The organism is Promicromonospora sp. Marseille-Q5078, assembly GCF_050315395.1.
In the GTDB taxonomy this organism is placed as follows: Bacteria; Actinomycetota; Actinomycetes; order Actinomycetales; family Cellulomonadaceae; genus Isoptericola.
Genome location: NZ_JBNPQG010000001.1, coordinates 2,665,215 through 2,683,542, shown reverse-complemented (window position 1 = coordinate 2,683,542; position 18,328 = coordinate 2,665,215). Strand labels below are relative to the sequence as shown.

19 protein-coding genes are annotated in these 18,328 nt (G+C 73.4%); 6 read left to right on the top strand and 13 right to left on the bottom strand.

Annotated elements, in window-relative coordinates:
* The first annotated feature begins 30 nt into the window (after positions 1-30).
* Positions 31-1,032: a DUF808 domain-containing protein gene (locus ACQFYA_RS12520; protein WP_499124588.1), complete on the top strand. Its 1,002-nt coding sequence runs from the start codon at positions 31-33 to the stop codon at positions 1,030-1,032.
* Between the two features lie 21 nt (positions 1,033-1,053).
* Here the strand turns inward: ACQFYA_RS12520 and ACQFYA_RS12515 are convergent, their stop codons facing one another.
* The 8 genes from ACQFYA_RS12515 to ACQFYA_RS12480 all read right to left on the bottom strand — a co-directional run bounded on the left by ACQFYA_RS12515 (position 1,054) and on the right by ACQFYA_RS12480 (position 7,308).
* Entirely contained in the window at positions 1,054-1,767 is a 714-nt protein-coding gene (locus ACQFYA_RS12515; RefSeq protein WP_499124585.1) for an ABC transporter permease, read from the bottom strand.
* Positions 1,764-2,714 (bottom strand): ABC transporter ATP-binding protein, encoded by a 951-nt coding sequence (locus tag ACQFYA_RS12510; protein WP_499124582.1) that lies wholly within the window; start codon positions 2,712-2,714, stop codon positions 1,764-1,766. Before ACQFYA_RS12510 ends, ACQFYA_RS12515 begins: the two co-directional genes overlap by 4 nt.
* Positions 2,714-3,616, bottom strand: a complete 903-nt coding sequence (locus ACQFYA_RS12505) for an ABC transporter permease (RefSeq protein WP_499124579.1) — start codon at positions 3,614-3,616, stop codon at positions 2,714-2,716. The genes ACQFYA_RS12510 and ACQFYA_RS12505 overlap by 1 nt, the downstream gene beginning before the upstream one ends.
* Positions 3,603-4,517: an ABC transporter ATP-binding protein gene (locus ACQFYA_RS12500; protein ID WP_499124578.1), complete on the bottom strand. Its 915-nt coding sequence runs from the start codon at positions 4,515-4,517 to the stop codon at positions 3,603-3,605. The genes ACQFYA_RS12505 and ACQFYA_RS12500 overlap by 14 nt, the downstream gene beginning before the upstream one ends.
* 62 nt (positions 4,518-4,579) lie before the next feature.
* The gene (locus ACQFYA_RS12495) at positions 4,580-5,038 is read right to left on the bottom strand and encodes a maleylpyruvate isomerase N-terminal domain-containing protein (protein WP_499124577.1); all 459 of its coding nucleotides are present in this window, start codon (positions 5,036-5,038) and stop codon (positions 4,580-4,582) included.
* A gap of 181 nt (positions 5,039-5,219) precedes the next feature.
* Entirely contained in the window at positions 5,220-5,801 is a 582-nt protein-coding gene (locus ACQFYA_RS12490; protein WP_499124576.1) for a potassium channel family protein, read from the bottom strand.
* A gap of 17 nt (positions 5,802-5,818) precedes the next feature.
* Positions 5,819-6,967, bottom strand: a complete 1,149-nt coding sequence (locus tag ACQFYA_RS12485) for an AI-2E family transporter (RefSeq protein WP_499124574.1) — start codon at positions 6,965-6,967, stop codon at positions 5,819-5,821.
* A 5-nt stretch (positions 6,968-6,972) separates the two neighbouring features.
* Positions 6,973-7,308: a carboxymuconolactone decarboxylase family protein gene (locus tag ACQFYA_RS12480; RefSeq protein ID WP_499124572.1), complete on the bottom strand. Its 336-nt coding sequence runs from the start codon at positions 7,306-7,308 to the stop codon at positions 6,973-6,975.
* Positions 7,309-7,549: 241 nt separating this feature from the next.
* Between ACQFYA_RS12480 and ACQFYA_RS12475 the strand changes: the two genes are divergently transcribed.
* On the top strand, positions 7,550-7,984 hold the full coding sequence (locus ACQFYA_RS12475; RefSeq protein ID WP_499124570.1) for a DUF7144 family membrane protein: 435 nt from the start codon (positions 7,550-7,552) through the stop codon (positions 7,982-7,984).
* 112 nt (positions 7,985-8,096) lie between these two features.
* Here the strand turns inward: ACQFYA_RS12475 and glnA are convergent, their stop codons facing one another.
* Positions 8,097-9,521 carry a type I glutamate--ammonia ligase gene (gene glnA, locus ACQFYA_RS12470; RefSeq protein WP_499124569.1) on the bottom strand — a complete coding sequence of 475 codons (1,425 nt, stop codon included), beginning with the start codon at positions 9,519-9,521 and terminating at the stop codon, positions 8,097-8,099.
* A 190-nt stretch (positions 9,522-9,711) separates the two neighbouring features.
* On the opposite strand from glnA, the gene ACQFYA_RS12465 reads away from it, so the two are divergent.
* The gene (locus ACQFYA_RS12465) at positions 9,712-10,173 is read left to right on the top strand and encodes an RDD family protein (RefSeq protein WP_499124567.1); all 462 of its coding nucleotides are present in this window, start codon (positions 9,712-9,714) and stop codon (positions 10,171-10,173) included.
* Positions 10,174-10,312: 139 nt separating this feature from the next.
* Here the strand turns inward: ACQFYA_RS12465 and ACQFYA_RS12460 are convergent, their stop codons facing one another.
* The 4 genes from ACQFYA_RS12460 to ACQFYA_RS12445 all read right to left on the bottom strand — a co-directional run bounded on the left by ACQFYA_RS12460 (position 10,313) and on the right by ACQFYA_RS12445 (position 13,403).
* Positions 10,313-11,062, bottom strand: a complete 750-nt coding sequence (locus ACQFYA_RS12460) for a DUF4191 domain-containing protein (RefSeq protein WP_499124564.1) — start codon at positions 11,060-11,062, stop codon at positions 10,313-10,315.
* An 11-nt stretch (positions 11,063-11,073) separates the two neighbouring features.
* Entirely contained in the window at positions 11,074-12,084 is a 1,011-nt protein-coding gene (gene lipA, locus ACQFYA_RS12455; protein WP_499124562.1) for a lipoyl synthase, read from the bottom strand.
* Between the two features lie 80 nt (positions 12,085-12,164).
* Positions 12,165-12,866, bottom strand: a complete 702-nt coding sequence (gene lipB / locus ACQFYA_RS12450) for a lipoyl(octanoyl) transferase LipB (RefSeq protein ID WP_499127527.1) — start codon at positions 12,864-12,866, stop codon at positions 12,165-12,167.
* An 18-nt stretch (positions 12,867-12,884) separates the two neighbouring features.
* Positions 12,885-13,403, bottom strand: a complete 519-nt coding sequence (locus ACQFYA_RS12445; protein ID WP_499124559.1) for a MarR family winged helix-turn-helix transcriptional regulator — start codon at positions 13,401-13,403, stop codon at positions 12,885-12,887.
* Between the two features lie 36 nt (positions 13,404-13,439).
* Between ACQFYA_RS12445 and ACQFYA_RS12440 the strand changes: the two genes are divergently transcribed.
* The 3 genes from ACQFYA_RS12440 (at position 13,440) to ACQFYA_RS12430 (ending at position 18,265) form a co-directional block, all read left to right on the top strand.
* Complete coding sequence (locus ACQFYA_RS12440; RefSeq protein WP_499124558.1) at positions 13,440-15,731, top strand: MMPL family transporter; 2,292 nt, start codon at positions 13,440-13,442, stop codon at positions 15,729-15,731.
* 26 nt (positions 15,732-15,757) lie between these two features.
* The gene (locus tag ACQFYA_RS12435; protein WP_499124556.1) at positions 15,758-16,846 is read left to right on the top strand and encodes a Gfo/Idh/MocA family protein; all 1,089 of its coding nucleotides are present in this window, start codon (positions 15,758-15,760) and stop codon (positions 16,844-16,846) included.
* Positions 16,847-16,921: 75 nt separating this feature from the next.
* Positions 16,922-18,265, top strand: coding sequence for a serine/threonine-protein kinase (locus ACQFYA_RS12430; protein ID WP_499124554.1), 1,344 nt, complete (start codon positions 16,922-16,924; stop codon positions 18,263-18,265).
* Positions 18,266-18,328: the final 63 nt, after the last annotated feature.

Below are 18,328 nucleotides of genomic sequence, written 5' to 3'. Positions count from 1 at the left end.
CGTCCGCCCGCGCCCGGCGGGGGCCGCCGCGTGAGCGCCGGCCTGCTCGGCCTGCTCGACGACGTCGCGGCCATCGCCAAGCTCGCGGCCGCCTCGCTCGACGACGTCGGCGCCGCGGCCGCGAAGGCGACGGCGAAGGCCGCGGGCGTCGTCGTCGACGACACGGCCGTGACGCCGCAGTACGTGCACGGCGTCGCCGCGAACCGCGAGATCCCGATCGTCAAGAAGATCGCCTGGGGCTCGATCCGCAACAAGGTGCTGTTCATCCTGCCCGCGGCCCTGATCCTCAGCCAGTGGGCGCCGTGGCTGCTCACGCCGATCCTCATGGTCGGCGGCACGTACCTCGCGTTCGAGGGCGCCGAGAAGATCTGGGGCCGCCTGCGCGGCCACGAGGGTCACGACGCCCCCGCCGCGACGGTCGGGCCCGACGCCGAGAAGACGCTCGTCGCCGGCGCGGTGCGCACCGACCTCATCCTGTCGGCCGAGATCATGGTCATCGCGCTCAACGAGGTGGCGCACGAGCCGTTCTTCGCGCGCCTGGTGATCCTCCTGATCGTCGCGCTCGTCATCACCGCGATCGTGTACGGCGTCGTCGGTCTCATCGTGAAGATGGACGACATGGGACTGGCGCTGGCGGGCCGGGAGTCCCGCGCCAGCCAGCGGCTCGGCCGCGGGCTCGTGTCCGCGATGCCCAAGGTGCTTGCGGTGATCTCCGTCGTGGGCACCGTGGCGATGCTCTGGGTCGGCGGGCACATCCTGCTGACCGGCACCGACGAGCTCGGCTGGCACGCCCCCTACGACTTCGTGCACCACCTCGAGGAGGCCGTCGCGCACGCGGTCCCCGGGATCGGCGGGTTCCTCGGCTGGCTGGTGAACACGTTCTTCTCGGCCCTCGTCGGCGTGATCGTCGGCGCCGTCGTCGTGGCCGTGATGCACGTGCTGCCGTTCGGGAAGAAGCACGACGGGTCGGGCGACGGCGAGGTCGCCACCGGCCACGGGACGACGCCCGAGGGCGGCGAGCCCGCGCACTGAGCGGCGCCTGACCGGGTCCGCTCAGTCCTCGGAGGCGAGGGTGAGGACGCGCAGGCGGTTGCCGGCGAACCACGTCGCGACGGCGAACCCGCCGACGACGAGGACGTACGCCAGGCCCAGGCCGACGTGCGACGTGACCAGGCCCGTCGGCGCGATCGACCCGGTGACGGACAGGGCCCACTGCTGCACGCTGAGGTTCCGCGCGCCCGGCACGAAGCTGCCGACCAGGCTCTCCCAGAGGAGCGCGTAGACCAGGCCGATGATCACCGCGTGCCGGGTGAGGATCGACAGGAGCAGGAACAGCACGCTGTACACCGCGCCCGCGGCCAGGGCGCCGACGCCGAACGCCAGGACCGCGCGGGCGCCCAGGCCGAGGACGGCCGCGGCCAGGACCGTCGGCAGCACGGCGAAGACGACCGTGGCCCCGACGGCCACCGCGAGCTTGCTCTGCACGACCGTGTGCCGCGAGACCGGCTTCGCCAGCAGGTGCACGATCGACCCGTCGTCGATCTCCGGGGCGATCGCGCCCGTGCCGACGATCAGGCCGAACAGCGGCAGGAACGTCGCGAACGCCACCCCTTGCAGCAGGCTCGCCGCCTCGGCGTCGGTGACCGGGACGAGCACCCGCGCGAGGACCGCGATGCCGACGAGGAGCGCGGCGAGGCCGCCGAGCAACCACACGCGCCTGCCGCCCAGCATCCCGCGGGCGGTCAGGCGGACGACGGTGCCGTTCACGACGGGTCCCTCCGTGCCGAGGACGAGGTTCTGGACGAGCTCTCGACGAGGTAGGAGAACACGCTCTCCAGGGACTCGTCGGCCGGGACGACCTCGAGGAGCCGCACGCCCGCGTCGCGCGCGACGCGGGGCAGGAGCGCGGCGAACCGCAGGAACTCGCCGGCCTGCACGCGCAGGAGCCGCCCGTCGATGCTGACGCCGGCCGTCGAGCCGTCCGCGACCAGCGCCGAGGCGAGCGCCCGGTTGTCGCTCGAGGCGATGGTGTACCGGTGCGGCCGGTCGGTCATCAGGCGGCGGATCTCGCGGTAGTCGCCGGACGCGGCGTGGCGGCCGGAGACGATCACCTCGATCTGGTGCGCGAGCTGCTCGACCTCCTCGAGGATGTGGGAGCTGAATAGGACGGTCCGCCCCTCGGCGCCCATGGCGCGCAGCAGCTCGATCAGGTGCAGGCGCTGTCGGGGGTCCATGCCGTTGAACGGCTCGTCCAGCAGCAGCACCCCCGGGTCGTGCACGAGCGCGGAGGCCATCTTCACGCGCTGCTTCATGCCCTTCGAGTACTCGCCCACCTTCCGGTCCTGGGCGTCCGTCATGTCGACGGTGGCCAGGGCGCGGTCGGCGGCGGCCCCGGGGTCGGGCAGGCCGTGCAGCTCCGCGCTGGCACGGACGAGCTGCCGCCCCGTGAGGAAGTCGTAGGTCGCCTCGCGCTCGGTGACGATCCCGAGCGTGCTGTAGACCTCCTGGTTCTTCCAGATGACCGCGCCGTCGAGCGTGACCGACCCGGAGGACGGCGGCAGGAAGCCGCCGAGCATGTGGATCAGCGTGGACTTCCCGGCGCCGTTCGGGCCGAGCAGGCCCGTGATGCCCGGGCCCACCGACATCGTGACGTCGTTGACCGCCACGACGTTGCCGAACCAGCGGGAGCAGGCGTCGATCTGCAGCGTGGCCATCAGAGCCGCACCCTCCGGTATCGGGCGGACAGGGCCACGTAGCAGAGCGCGACGACGCCCAGGGTGACCAGCAGGAAGACGACGCCGGCGGCGTCGGAGGGCGGGCCGGCGGGGGTGGAGGGCTCGGCGCCGAACGCCCAGGCCTGCACGCCGTCCACGAGCGTCATCGGGGAGAACAGGCCGATCCAGCCCGCGGTCGCCGGGTCGTCGGCGTCGAACGCCACCAGGCCCTGGAGGCTGGAGACGATCCCGTAGCTCAGCGCCAGGACGGTGACGATGGCCGCGACGCCGAACCCGCGGCGCGAGGTGAGCGACGCGATCAGCACCGCGAGGCTCGACAAGATCGCGGCGAACAGCACGGCACCGACCAGCGCCTGGAGGAGGTCCAGGGTCTGCTCGCCGGCGTCGAACCTCGCGGCGAGCGCGCCCAGGTACATGACCAGCAGCGGCACCGCGATCAGCAGGAACACGGCGGTGGCCACGGCCGCGAGCTTGGCCCGGGCGTAGTCCACGCGCTCCAGTGGCCGCGAGAGGTACAGCGGCAGCGTGTGGAACCGGAGGTCGAGCGAGACGGCCTGCGGCGCCGCCACGGCGAGGAAGATCGCGATCGCCGCCTGCGTCACCATCGCGTACCGGGTGTAGGGCAGCGCCGGCCCGGTCGCCGCGCCCTGCCCGGCGAGGACCACCGAGACGACCGCGAGCACGACGGCCGGCAGCAGCATCACGACCACCATGCCGACGGGCACGACCTTCGACCGCGGCGCGCGGCCGAGGCCGAAGACGCCCCGCAGGGTGTGCACGTAGAGCCCGTACGCGATCCCGCGGCGGGTGAGCCGCGGGCCGTCGTACTCGCGGTACCCGATGTCGTGGATGACGCCCGTGGGCGGTTCAGACTGCGACATCGCCGGCCTCCCCGTCGAAGACCTCGGAGATGTGGTGGCGGCGCGGTTCCAGCCGGACCAGGCCGAACCCGTGGTCGGCCACGACGTCCCGGACCGTGTCGTAGGTGCCGTCGTCGTCGAGCGCGACGAGCAGCACCTGGCCGTCGCGGGTGACCCGCAGGCCCTCCGCGGCCAGCGCCGCCGCGGCGGCGTCGACGTCCGCGGCCACCTCGACGGCGAGCAGGGCGCTCGCCCGGGTGAAGTCGGCGACGGCGGACGAGCGCAGGAGCACACCGGCGTCGACGACCACGACGTGGTCGCAGATGCGTTCGAGCTCGCCGAGCAGGTGCGACGTGACCAGCACCGAGATGCCGAAGTCGTCGTAGATGCGCCGGACCAGCTCGAGCATCTCGTCGCGGCCGGCCGGGTCGAGGCCGTTGGTCGGCTCGTCGAGGAAGACGACGTCGGGGTCGTGCACCAGGGCCTGCGCGAGCTTGACGCGCTGCTTCATGCCGGTGGAGTAGCCCCCGATCGGCCGATAGCGCTCCTCGTAGAGCCCGACGTGCCGCAGGGTGTCGGCCGCGCGCTCGCGCGCGGCGTCGGTCGGCAGCCCGGACATGCGCGCGAGGTGGACGACGAGCTCGGTGGCCGAGAGGTCGCTGGGCAGGCAGTCGTGCTCGGGCATGTAGCCGACCCGGGAGCGCAGCGCGGCGCCGTCGGAGCGGACGTCGTGACCGAGGACGCGCGCGCTGCCCGAGGTCGGGTCGGCGAGGCCGAGCAGGATCTTGATCAACGTCGACTTGCCCGCGCCGTTCGCGCCGACGAGGCCGGTGACGCCGTCGCCGACGTCGACCGTCAGGCGGTCGAGCGCGGTGACCCGGGGGTACCGCATGGTGAGCTGATCCGTCGCGATGACAGGCACGAGCCGACCGTAGCCCTGCACGTCAGCGACGGGAACCCTCGCGGCGGCGGTTCAGGGAGATCTCAGGGTGAACCCTCAGCGGGCTCGCATCTCGTAGAGATCGTGGACCGTGCGCTCGCCCGGCCCCCGGGCATCCGGCACGTCCGCGCGGTGTCAGTGACCGCCCGACCGAACCGGGCGTTCTCCTCGCGCACGTGCCGGGAGAGGTCGTCGACGTCCCAGCCCGCGCACGGTGTGGCGGCGGTGAGGTCGCCGGGCGTCACCTCCGACAGGTACGCGGCGAATTCCTCGGCGGCCCAGATCGCGTCGCGGACCTCGGCGGCGGTGCGGCGGCCCGAGGGGGTGACGTGGATCAGGTACCTGCGGCGGTCGGACCCGTTGCGCCGTTCGGCGCGACCTCGTTCCTGGAGGACGTCGAGGTCGTTGATGATCCGGTTCCTGCTGTACCCGAGCCGATCGGCGATCTGCGCCTGGCTCTGGCCTCGTGCCGGGACGCGACCGACAGGACGGCGTACTGCCACATGGACAGCCCCGCGTCCTTCGCGCACCGCTCCTCGACCCGCCGGAGGCTTCGGGACAGGGGGCCGATCAGCTCCAGGAGATCGCGCCGCTCGGGAGGTGCCATGTCGAGCGGATTATCACTACCGAGTGATCGTCACGAGGTGATGGCGATGGTGATGGTGTCTGCTCCTGCCGCCCGGGTCACCCGGCCCGACCCTTCTTGACCGCGCCGATGATCACCTTGATCCCCAGCCCGAGGACGACGAGGTCGAGGAGGACCTGTCCCGCCACCAGCAGCCTGACGCCCTCCGCGACGGGGGAGATGTCCCCGAGACCGACGGTGGCGAACGTGGTGATCGTGAAGTACAGCGCGTCGGACCGGTTCAGGCTTTCGCTGAACGACGCGGGCTCCTGGAACGAGAGCATGAAGTACGTCGTCGCGAACACGAGCAGGAACAGCGGGACGACGGTCGCCAGCGCCTGCGTCGCGCGGATGCCCGGGTAGCCGGACCGGATGATCGCGCGGACCTGCCAGACCGTCGTCGCCAGGAGTGCCGTGAGGCCGACGGCGAGGACGAGGACGAGGTACTCGGTCGAGCGGCGGTCGAGGGGCAGCAGGTAGTAGAGCGCCACCAGGAGGACGGCCGTCGCGCCCGCGCGGAGCAGCCCGAGCGTGACCAGCGCCCGCCGCCGCCTGGCGGTGAGGGACTGGAGCGGCGCCAGGTCGGCCGCGGGGCCGGCGTCGTCGCGGCCGTCGTCGGGGTCGTCCGGTCCGTGTGGCACGCCCTGCTCCTTCCCGGCTACCCGAGCATCCGTCGGACCGCGGGCTCGGCGCGCGTGACGACGTGGTCGAAGAAGCCGCGGCGGCGGAGCCGCGCGATGCCCTCGGTCGCGACGACCCAGGCGGGTACCGCCAGGATCAGTCCGACGATGCCGCCGACGAGCCCGCCGAGGGCGGTGACGACGAGCACGACCAAGGGGTGGATGTCCAGGGTGCGGCCCATCACCCGGGGCTCCACGAAGTTCTCCAGCGCGAGGTTGGCCGCGACCACGACGACGAGCATGATCGCAGCCGTGGTCAGGCCCCCCTCACCGAGCGCGACGACGACGGCGAGCCCCCCGCCGAGGAACGCCCCGATGTACGGGACGTAGCCCCCGACGAAGTTGACGACCACGAGGGTGACGACGAGGGGCAGTCCCAGCAGGACCGCGGCGAGCCCGATGGTGACGGCGACGATCGCGGACATCGCGGTGCGGCCTCGTCCGTAGTCGCGCAGGATCCGGCAGGCGTCGCCGATGAAGCCGTCGACCTCGGCGCGCGTGTCGCCGTCGAACAGCGAGGCCGCCGATCTCCGGAGCCGGGTGCCGTCCTTGAGGAGGTAGTACATGATCAGCGCGCCGAGGATCAGCCCGCTGGCCAGGCCGACGACGGTCCCGATCCCGTGGACCAGCCCGGTCAGGACGCCGCCGGTCACGGCGGGGGCGGCCTCCTCGACCGCTCGACGCGCGGCGTCCAGCGCCGCCTGGTCGACGTCCGTCTGGAGCACGAGACGGTCGATCGCCGCGTCGACGGAGGTCCCGATCTCGGCCGACTGCTGGACGACACCGCGCACGGTGGCGACGGCGACGACCGTCGTGAGGGCGATGAGGCCGAGGACGATCACGCCCGCGGCGACCGAGTCCCTGACTCCGTGGCGGCGCAGCAGCCCCGCCGACGGCTTGAAGCACACGGCGAGCACGGCGGCGAACGTGAGCGGCAGGACGATCTCGCTCACTGCCGCGAGCGCGACGACGACGATGACGATCGTGACGACGACGCCCACGAAGCTCCAGGCCCAGATACCGAGCCTCGGCCCCCAGGTGAGCAGCCTCGTCGAGCGGGACGACGTCCCCGTCCCCGCCCTCGACCCGTCGGCGTCTGGGACGGGGACGTCCGCGTCGCCGGTCACGGGCGCTACGCCTCGTTCTGTTCCTCGGCGTCGACGAGGGCGACCGCGATCTCGAGCGCGAGGGACTCCGCGATGCCGTCGGCGGCGGCGATGACGCGAGGAGTCCCGACGATGGGCGCGACCGCCGTGAGCACGCCGGCGACCTGGTCGGCGTCGACGCCCACCTCTGCCGCGGCCTCGAGGTTCGTCAGATAGGACACCGGTGGGGCGTCGACCGCGACGAGCGCGGCGAGCCGGACGAGCACCAGCGTCCGGGTGTCCAGGCTCGATGCGTCGACCGAGTCCGCCGTCAGCTGTGCCAGCAGGTCGAGCACGGGGGTGTCGTCCGTCGGTTCGCTCATGATGGGTCCCTTCCAGGTGTGTCCGATGCAGTGAGGAGGCTGCGCTCCGGGTCACGACGCCGTGCCGGGCCCCGACGATCCGCGCGCCCCTCCAGTGCACCGCCGTCGTGGGCGGACCCGCGTCACGCAGATCAGGTGAACCTGGGCGACTTCACGCGATCTGCATGATTCGTCGTCGGCGCCACGGCGGTGGGATGGGGTGACGGTCCGGTGCCGTCACCGGTCCAGGAAGGGAGCGACGATGACTCAGCAACCCGCGGCGAGCGTCCCGGCGGGCGAGGACCGCGCCGCGCCGCGCAGCGGTTGGGCGACCGGCTTCATCGTGTTCGCCGCCGTCATGATGATGCTGGCCGGAGCCTTCCAGGCCATCGCCGGGCTCGTGGGCCTCCTGCAGGACGACTTCTACGTCACGACCCCGAACTACCTGCTGGAGTTCGACACGACCACCTGGGGGTGGATCCACCTGCTGCTCGGCCTGCTGGTCCTGCTCGCCAGCTTCGCGGTGCTCACCGGGAAGACGTGGGGACGGGTCGTCGGCATCGTCCTGGCGGTGCTCAGCGCGCTGGCGAACTTCCTGTTCATCCCGTACTACCCCGTGTGGTCCCTGGTGGTCATCGCCCTGGACGTCTTCGTCATCTGGGCGCTCGCTGCGCACGGGCGCCAGATGGCGCGCTGACGCTTCGTAGGCGGCGGCGGGAACGGGCAACGCAGAACGGCGGCTGACGCTGCGCGAGGCGCAGGTCAGCCGCCGTTCCGGCGACATCAGGAGGCCCTAGCGGGGCCGCCTGTCAGATGTCGTAGTAGAGCTCGAACTCGTGCGGGTGCGGGCGCAGACGGATCGGGTCGATCTCGTTGCTGCGCTTGTAGTCGATCCAGGTGGCGATGAGGTCCTCGGAGAAGACGTCGCCCTGGGTGAGGAACTCGTGGTCGCGCTCGAGGTTGTCGAGGGCCTCGCCGAGGGACGCGGGCACCTGGGCGATCTGCGCGTGCTCCTCGGGGGGCAGCTCGTACAGGTCCTTGTCGATCGGCGCCGGCGGCTCGATGCGGTTCTTGATGCCGTCGATGCCCGCGAGGAGCTGGGCGGCGAACGCGAGGTACGGGTTGGCCGACGGGTCCGGCACGCGGAACTCGACGCGCTTGGCCTTCGGCGAGGAACCGGTGACCGGGATGCGGATGCACGCGGAGCGGTTGCGGGCCGAGTAGACCAGGTTGACCGGGGCCTCGTAGCCCGGCACCAGGCGGTGGTACGAGTTCACCGACGGGTTGGTGAAGGCGAGCAGCGACGGCGCGTGCTTGAGGAGGCCGCCGATGTACCAGCGGGCCATGTCGGACAGGCCGCCGTAGCCCTTCTCGTCGTAGAACAGCGGCTCGCCGTTCAGCCACAGCGACTGGTGGGAGTGCATGCCCGAGCCGTTGTCGCCGAAGATCGGCTTCGGCATGAAGGTGACCGACTTGCCGGCCTGCCACGCGACGTTCTTGATGACGTACTTGAACTTCATCAGGTCGTCGGCGGAGTGCATCAGCGTGTTGAACCGGTAGTTGATCTCCTGCTGACCGGCCGTGCCCACCTCGTGGTGCGCACGCTCGACGTCGAGGCCGACCTCGGCGAGCGCCGCGCACATCTCGTCGCGCAGGTCGGCGAACTGGTCGTTCGGGGAGACGGGGAAGTAGCCGCCCTTGTAGCGGGTCTTGTACCCGAGGTTGCCACCCTCCTCCTCGCGGCCGGTGTTCCACGCGGCCTCGACGGAGTCGATGTGGTAGTAGCCCTCGTTCGCGGCGGTCTTGAAGCGCACGTCGTCGAAGATGTAGAACTCCGCCTCCGGGGCGAAGAACGCGGTGTCGGCGATGCCGGTCGACTTCAGGTAGGCCTCGGCCTTGGCTGCGATGGTGCGCGGGTCACGCGAGTACGGCTCGTCGGTGAACGGGTCCACGATCGAGAAGTTCATGATGAGCGTCTTGCGCTTGCGGAACGGGTCCAGGTACGCCGTCGTGACGTCCGGGACCAGCTTCATGTCCGACTCGTGGATCGCCTGGAAGCCGCGGATCGACGACCCGTCGAACATGAGGCCCTCGGTGAAGGAGTCCTCCGAGAACTGCTCGGTGGGGATGTTGAAGTGCTGCATCACGCCCGGCAGGTCGATGAACCGGACGTCGATGAACTCCACCCCCTCGCGACGGGTGAAGGCGATGGCCTCCTCGGCGTTCGTGAACATGCATGCGCTCCTTGCGTGGATGGTGCCGTTCGGTCGGTGCCGCCGGACGGTTCCGAAGGATGGGGCGCGGCGGGCTCGCGCTCGCCGCTCGGCGACCTCGACGGTATGGCGGCGGCGTTTCTCCGGCATGGCGCCTTTGTTTCGAACAGGTTACGGGGGAGCGGCGGAGTGTGCCGCGTAGCCTGGAGGCATGGCATCGCGGGAGGACATGGGGTCGTGGCTCGAGGGCGGACGACGTGACGACTCCTCCGGCGCGAGGGGGCGCCTGGGGCTGCCCGAGGCCGGCCCGGGGTCGCTGGCGCGGCTGGGCCGCAGGGTCGTCGCCCTGCTCGTCGACTGGGCGGTGGCGACCCTGATCGCCTACCTCGTGACCGGCCCGGCCTCGTTCGCGGAGCTCGACTCGTGGGTCACGCTGCTCGTCTTCGCGCTCGAGAACCTGCTGCTGGTCAGCACGGTCGGTTTCACCATCGGTCACCGCCTGCTGGGCGTGCAGGTGCGGGTGCTCGGTGCCCCCGACGGGGTCGCACCGGGGTTCGCGCGCGGCGCGGTCCGCGCCGTGTTGCTGTGCCTCGTCATCCCCGCCGTGGTGTGGGACGGCGACGGTCGCGGCCTGCACGACCGCGCCGCAGGCACGGTCCTCGTGCGCCGCTGAGCCGCCGCGCTGAGCCGCCGCTGAGCCGTCGCGCGTCGTCGCCCGCCCTCACGCACCCCGCGCGAGCCCGGACGCACGTCGGGCCGGGTCGCGCGCGGCGACCCGGCCCGGTGCCGGACGTGCTCGAGAGGAAGGCCGATCAGCGGCCCTTGAGCCCCTTGCGGTCGGGGCGGGCGCGCATCGGGTCGACGCCCTTGGGGATGGGCAGACGGGCGCCGCCCAGGGCCTTGAGCCGCTTCTTGATCTGCTCCGCCTCGGGCTTGGTGAGGGTGCGCTTGAGCTTCTGCACCTTCTTCGCGACCTTGGGCAGCGGGACCTGCCCCTCCTCGGTGCCGACCTGGATGAGCGTGATCGGCACGTTGGGCACGATGCGGGACACCTTGCGGCGCTCGTCGTCGAGGAGGCGCTGCACGCGGTGCGACGGGCCCTCGCTGACGAGCACGACGCCGGGCCGGCCGATCCCGCGGAAGACGAAGTCCTGCGTGCGCGGGTTGATCGCGACGGGCTCGTCCGCGAACTCCCAGCCGCCGCGGACGGTGCCGAGCGCTGCGCGCGCGGCGCCGGGCTGGCCCTCGATCTGGGTGTACGCGGCCTTCTCGGCCTTGCGGGTCAGGGTGAACATCGCGCCCAGCGCCGCGAACGGGACGCCGAGCACCACCCAGTACAGGATGCGGAAGCCGGTGGGCAGGTCGAGCAGCAGCACGACCGCCCCGACCACGGCGAGGATCCCGACGAACACGCCGAGGATCAGCCACGTGACCGTGGGGTCCTGCTTGCGCGTCATCTGGTACGCGGCCCACACCTGGTGGTACCAGCGCTGCTTCTTGGGCTTCTTCTGCTTACCGGTGGCGTCGGCGGGCGCGCCGGCGTCGGACTTGGTGCGGGCCATGGTCGTCCAGTCTAGTGCGCCGGACGGGTGAGGAGGCTCGCGGCCTCCTGACGCGCCGTCGTCGGCTCCGCCAGGTGCGCGAGCGACTCCGGGATCGGCAGGCCGCGGCGGGTCATCGCCTGGCCCCAGAGGCGCCCCGCGCGGTACGACGACCGCACCAGCGGGCCGGCCATGACACCCAGGAACCCCATCTCCTCAGCGGCCTCGGACAGCTCGACGAACTCCTCGGGGCGCACCCACCGGTCGACCGGGTGGTGGCGCAGCGACGGGCGCAGGTACTGCGTGATCGTCACGAGGTCGCAGCCGGCGTCGTGCAGGTCCTGCAGCGCCTCGCGCGCCTCGTCGATCGTCTCGCCCATGCCGAGGATGAGGTTCGACTTGGTGACCAGCCCGGCCTCGCGGGCGCGGGTGAGCACCGACAGGGAGCGCTCGTAGCGGAACGCGGGGCGGATCTGCTTGAAGATCCGGGGCACCGTCTCCACGTTGTGCGCCATGACCTCGGGGCGGGACTCGTTCACCTGGTCCAGCAGCTCGGGGATGGCGTTGAAGTCGGGGATGAGGAGCTCGACTCCGGTGCCGGGGTTGAGCGCGTGGATCTGGCGCACGGTCTCGGCGTACAGCCAGGCGCCGCCGTCGGCGAGGTCGTCGCGCGCGACGCCGGTGATCGTCGAGTACCGCAGGCCCATCGTCCGCACCGACTCGGCGACGCGGCGCGGCTCGTCGGCGTCGAAGTCGGCCGGCTTGCCCGTGTCGATCTGGCAGAAGTCGCAGCGGCGGGTGCACTGGTCACCGCCGATGAGGAACGTGGCCTCGCGGTCCTCCCAGCACTCGAAGATGTTGGGACAGCCGGCCTCCTCGCACACCGTGTGCAGGCCCTCGCCCTTGACCAGGCCCTTGAGCTCCCGGTACTCGGGGCCCATCGTGGCCTTGGTCTTGATCCACTCGGGCTTCTTCTCGATGGGGGTGGCGGCGTTGCGGGCCTCGATGCGCAGCATGCGGCGGCCCTCGGGTGCGATCGTCACGGGTGTCTCCCGGTCGTCGTCGAGCAGGTGGACGTCGGACGGACCTGGCCTGTACGGACCCTGACCGCGCCGAACCTTCGTCAGACTACGTGAGCCGCGTGCTCCGCCACCGGGGGGTGCCCAGCGTGTGGACGTGACGTCGGCAACACCTCGGGCGCGGATGCCCGCAGGGGCCCGAGGCGGCGGGCGAGGGCGTCGACGAGCGGGCCGGCCACGTCGTCGAGCGTGACGACGGCCCCGGTCTCGATCGTCAGGGACGTGACGTCGGCGTCGGTGATGCCGCACGGCACGATCCGGTCGAAGCGGCCCAGGTCGGGGCAGCAGTTGAGGGCGATGCCGTGCATCGTCACGCCCTTGGCGGTGCGCACGCCGATGGCGCACACCTTGCGCTCGCGGCGCGTCGCGTCGGCGGCCAGCCACACGCCGGTGCGGCCCTCGACGCGGACGGTCTCGACGCCGAGCCCGGCGCAGACCTCCATGACGGCCTCCTCGAGCGCCCGCACGTACGCGACGACGTCGATCGGTTCGGCCAGCCGCAGGATCGGGTACACGACCTGCTGGCCGGGGCCGTGCCAGGTGACCTTGCCGCCGCGGTCGACGTCGACCACCGGGGTGCCGTCCGTCGGCCGCTCGTCGCGATGCGTGCGCCGCCCGGCGGTGTAGACGTCCGGGTGCTCCACGACGATCAGCGTGTCGGGGCGGTCGCCGGCGACGACGTCGGCGTGCACGGCGCGCTGGAGCTCCCACGCCTCGTGGTAGTCGGTCAGTCCGGGCAGCGTCATCACGTCCACCCGGCGAGGCTAGCCCTCGCCGCGCTGCGAGCGCACGAGAGTGACGAGGATCTCCCGCAGCCGAGCGACCTCGTCGTCGTCGAGGCCGCTGGTCGTGAGGTCCTCGGCCGGCTGGACCCGCGCGGCCTCGGCCGCCGCCGTGCGCCCGGCGCCGGTGACGGACACGGCACGCCGCCGCCGGTCGCGCGGGTCGTCGTCGCGGGTCACGTAACCGGAACGCTCGAGCCGGGCGACGACGCGGCTCATCGTCTGCTCGGTGACGCCGTTCAGGTGCGCGAGCTCGCGCTGCGTGCGCGGGCCGGCGAGCAGGTGCAGGAGCACGGGGAAGCCTGCATGGTTGAGGTCCCACCCGGACAGGTGGGCGTTCCAGTCGTGCTCGATGCGGCGCACCACGGTGAACAGCAGGCGCCCTGTCGGCCACCGCGCGGGGTCGTCGCTCGTCGGGTCGGCCGCGGCGGCGTCCGGCCATGCCGCGTCGGTCGCGGCGGACGCGTCGGTCGCGTCGGTCGGGGCTGCGTCGTCGGTCACTTGCTGCTCACCTCCCAGTCAGGCAGAATACTCAGCATGCTGAGCAATCGTGGATCAGGATTCCTCCGGGGCCTCGCCATTCTGGCAGTGATCGGCGTGTGGCTCGCCGTGGGGGCGATCGGCGGACAGGCGCAGGGCAACCTCAGCAGCGTCCAGACCAACGACGACGCGGCGTTCCTGCCCGCGAGCGCCGAGTCCACGCAGGCGGCCGAGCTCGCCCGCGAGTTCACCGACTCCGAGACGCTCCCCGCGCTGGTGGTCACCGAGACGTCCGACGGGTCCGCGCTGACCCAGGAGCAGCTCGCCGACGTCCAGGCCTTCGCCGACGCGATCGGCGACGCGCCGCTGGAGGGGACCTCCGGTGACGAGCCCCGGACCGTCGGCGACGTGAGCGTCACCGATCCGGTCGTCGTGCCGTCCGAGGACGGGCAGGCCGCGCTCGTGGTGGTCTCGCTCGACGCCGCCCAGGCGTCCGAGGACGTCGGCGCCGAGGAGTCGAGCGTCTCGGAGCTCGCGATCGGCGCGCTGCGGGCGCTGGCGGCCGCCGACACCGCGGACGGAGGGCTCGCCGGCACGGGCCTGGAGACCTGGGTCACCGGCCCGGCCGGGTTCGTCGCCGACCTCGTGAGCGCGTTCGGGGCGATCGACACCGTGCTCCTGCTCGTCGCGCTCGGCGCCGTCCTCGTGATCCTCGCGCTGGTCTACCGGTCGCCGGTCCTGCCGTTCGTCGTGATCCTCACGGCCGTGCTCGCGCTCTGCCTCGCCGGCCTCGTGGTGTACCAGCTGGCGGCGAACGACGTGCTCACCCTCAACGGCCAGTCGCAGGGGATCCTGTCGATCCTCGTGGTGGGCGCGTCGGTGGACTACGCGCTGCTTCTGGTGGCCCGCTACCGGGAGGAGCTGCGCGCGACCGCATCCCCGTACGCGGCGATGCGCCGCGCGCTGCGCGCCTCGGTCGAGCCGATCGCCGCGAGCGCCGGCACGGTGATCGTGGGGCTGCTGTGCCTGCTGCTGTCCGACCTGTCGTCGAACCGCAGCCTCGGGCCGGTCGCGGCCATCGGCATCGTCGCGGCGTTCCTGTCGGCGATGACGCTCCTGCCCGCGATGCTGCTGGTCGGCGGGCGGCGGGCCCGCTGGGTGTTCTGGCCGCGGGTCCCGCACGCGCTCGGGCGGCACTCCGACTCCGCCGACGCGCCCCCTGCGGACGCGTCGGCCGGCACCGAGGACGACACGCACGTGGAGGTCGCGGGGCACGGCGTCTGGTCGCGCGTCGCCGGCTTCGTCGGACGCCACGACCGGGTGGTGTGGGTCGTGACCGCCGTGGTGCTCGCCGCGGGCGCCGCGTTCGTGCCGACGCTCGACGCGAACGGCACGGGGGACTCGGAGGTGTTCCTCACCCAGGTCGACTCGGTCGACGGCGAGAAGGTGCTCACGAGCCACTTCGAGGGGGTCTCCGCCCAGCCCGCGACCGTCGTCGCTCCCGAGGCGGACGCCGACGCCGTGGTGGACGCGGCCGAGGGCACCGACGGGATCACCGCCGCGACCGTCGTCACCGACCAGCCCGCCGCGGCGCCGGGGCAGCCCGCCCAGGGCGACCCGCTCGTCGTCGACGGCAACGTCCGTGTGGACGTCACGACCGAGGCGCCGTCGGACAGCCAGGCGGCCGTCGACACGGTCGCCGACCTGCGCACCGCGGTGCACGACGTGAGCCCCGACGCCCTCGTGGGCGGGGCGGCCGCCGAGCGTCTCGACACGCAGGTCGCCGGACAGCACGACCTGCGCACGATCGTCCCGGTGGTGCTGGGCGTGATCCTCCTGATCCTCGTGCTGCTGCTGCGCTCCGTCCTCGCGGCGGTCCTGCTCATGGCGGCGAACGTGCTGTCGTTCGGGTTCGCGCTGGGCGTCGCGGCCCTGGTGTTCAACCACGTCCTCGACTTCCCGGGCGCCGACCCCGCCGTGCCGCTCTACGCGTTCTGCTTCCTCGTGGCGCTCGGCGTGGACTACTCGATCTTCCTCATGACCCGGGTGCGCGAGGAGAGCCTGCAGGTCGGCACCCGGCGCGGCGTGCTGCGCGGGCTGGCCGTCACGGGCTCGGTGATCACGTCCGCGGGCGTCGTCCTCGCGGCGACGTTCGCGGCGCTCGGCGTCATTCCCCTGTTGTTCCTCGCGCAGCTCGCGTGCATCGTCGCGTTCGGCGTGCTCGTCGACACCCTGGTGGTGCGCAGCCTGCTGGTGCCCGCCCTCGTGCACGACGTCGGCGACCGCGTCTGGTGGCCGTCGCGCCTCGGGCGGACGCCGGCGTCCCCGCGTGGCACTCGGCCGAGCTAGGGGCGGCGTCGGGCACCATGGGAGCCATGGTCACGGACGAGGCGGCGGAGACGGGCGCGACCGACGGCACGGCGGCGTCCCCGCCGCGCCTGGCGATCGTCGGGTACGGGGGAGCGGGGCGGGAGATCCACGCCCGGCTGGCCGCGGAGGCCGGGCTGCGGGTGACGGCGGTCGTGACGCGCGACCCCGGCCGCCGCAACCAGGCGGCGGGGGACTGGCCGGGGGCGCGCCTGCTGTCCGACCTGGACGCGCTGATCGCCGCGCGCCGCACCTACGACCTCGTCGTGGTCGCGAGCCCCACGACCCTGCACGCCGAGCACGCCGCGGCCCTCGCGCGCGCCGAGATCCCGTTCGTGCTGGACAAGCCGATCGGGCTCGACGCGCACCAGGCGCGTGCCGTGGTGGAGGAGGCGGCAGCCACCGGCACCCCGTTCACGGTGTTCCAGAACCGTCGTTGGGACCCGGAGCAGCTCACGCTCGGGAGCCTGCTCGACGCCGGTGAGCTGGGCGACGTGCACACGTTCGAGCGGCACTGGGAGCGCTGGCGGCCCACCCCGAGGCAGCGGTGGAAGGAGAACGACCCGGTCGGCGGCGGGCTCCTGCTCGACCTGGGGCCGCACCTCGTCGACTCGGCGACGCAGCTCTTCGGCCGCGTGGAGTCCGTCTGGGCGCAGACCCGTAAGCTCACGACGCCCACCGAGGACGACGTGTTCCTGGTGCTGCAGCACGAGGCCGGAGGCGGCCGCGCCGCGAGCCCGCACGGCGTGGTGTCCCGGCTCTGGGCGGGCTCCGTGGTGGGCGCCCCGGGGCCCCGCACCCGCGTGCTGGGCTCGGCCGGGGCGTACCTGGTCACGACCTTCGAGCAGGACGCGTCGCCGTTCGAGGTCTTCGACGACGACGCCCCCGAGGGCTCGCTCGGCTGGTTCACGCGCGGCCGCGACCGCCGCGCGGTGCCGGCCGCGCCCGGCGGGCACGCCGACTTCTACCGCGCGCTGGGGCCCTGGCTCGCCGGCGAGGAGCCCGCGCCCGTGGACCCGGAGGACGCCGTGCGCACGGCGGAGGTGCTGGACGCCGCTCGGGTGTCCGCGCGCGAGGGGCGCCGCGTGGGCGTCTGACGGGCCCGACGCCCCCGGGACGGTGCCTGTGGACGACGGCGCGGGTCCGTCGCCGCGAGGGTGTTCGATGGCACCGTGCCCACCCAGACGCTGCCGATCCCGACCGACGCCGGTGCCCGCGACGCCCTCCTGGCGCGGGTGCGCGCCCTCGCCGCGCTGCGCCATCCCTGCGTGGAGCCCGTGGCCGCGGTCGACGTGCGCGACGACGGCACGCTGGCGGTGCGTCGCGGCGGTGCGGCGGCCGACCTGCCGACCGTGCTCGCGGTCCGCGGCCGGCTGACCTCGCGCGAGGCCGCCGGCGTGCTCGTCGCGGTCGCGCGCGGGCTGGCGGCGCTGCACAGCGCGGGGCTCCGGCAGGGCGGGCTCGGGGCGGCCGACGTGGTGCTCGGCCCCGGCGGCGACGCGATGCTGCGTCCACGGGCGGCCGCCGAGGTCGGCGCGACCGACGGGGCAGACAGGGCCGTCGGGGCAGACAGGGCCGACGGGGAGGCGGCCGACGTGCACGCGCTCGCGACCCTCGTCGCGGACCTCCTCGGCGACCGCGCCGACGACGCGGCGACCGCGCTCCGTGCCGTGCTGGCGCCGGCCTCCGCCCCCGACCCGCGGGTCCGGCCCGAGGCGGGCACGCTCGCCGCCCAGGCCGACGCCGCGGTGCCGCCCGAGCCGGTCCGGCTCCCGGAGCGCGCGGCGCTCGCCGGGGCGGCACTCGGCCGGCGCAGCGGCGCGCCGGCGCCGACCGTCACGCCGGCGCGCCGGCGTGCGGTCCGCGGCCCGGGCGGGGGGCGGGTGAGAGGCGTGGCCCGGAGGCCACGGCGCTCCGCGCGGCCGGCGCCCCAGCGGTCCCGACGGGTGCTGGGGGTCGCCGGCGCCGTCGGCCTCGTGGCGGTCCTGACGGCCGTCGTGGTCCAGGTGCGGCTGCCGGGGGACCCGGCGGAGCCGCCACGCCCGACGGACGCGGCGACGGCCGTGGGCGAGGCGGACGGGGGCGAGGCGACGGACCCGACGCAGGAGCGCGCCGACCCGGCGGCCGCCGCGGCCGAGCTCACCCGGCGGCGGGTCGCGCTGCTGTCGGACGGCTCCGGGACGGGTGCCCCGGACGCCCCGGACGTCGCAGACGTCGCGGACCTGGCGGGCGTGGACGTGCCGGGGTCGCCCGCCCACGACGCCGACGCGGCGCTGCTCGACGACATCGGGCAGGCGGGCACCCGTGTGCGCGGCGCCTCGGCCCGCCTGGACGACGTGCGCACGCAGCGGCACGAGGGGGACGAGGCGGACGTGGTGGTGCGCTACGCCGTGGGCGCCCACGAGCAGGTCGCGCCCGGCGGCGTCGTGACGGCGGTGCCGGCCACGGACCCGCGCAGCGCCACGTTGCGCCTCGCGTGGACCGCGGACGGCTGGCGCGTCGCCGAGGTGTCCTGAGCCACGACGACGAAGGGCGCCCCGGCCGCAGCCGGGACGCCCTCCGTCGTCAGGGACGGGTCG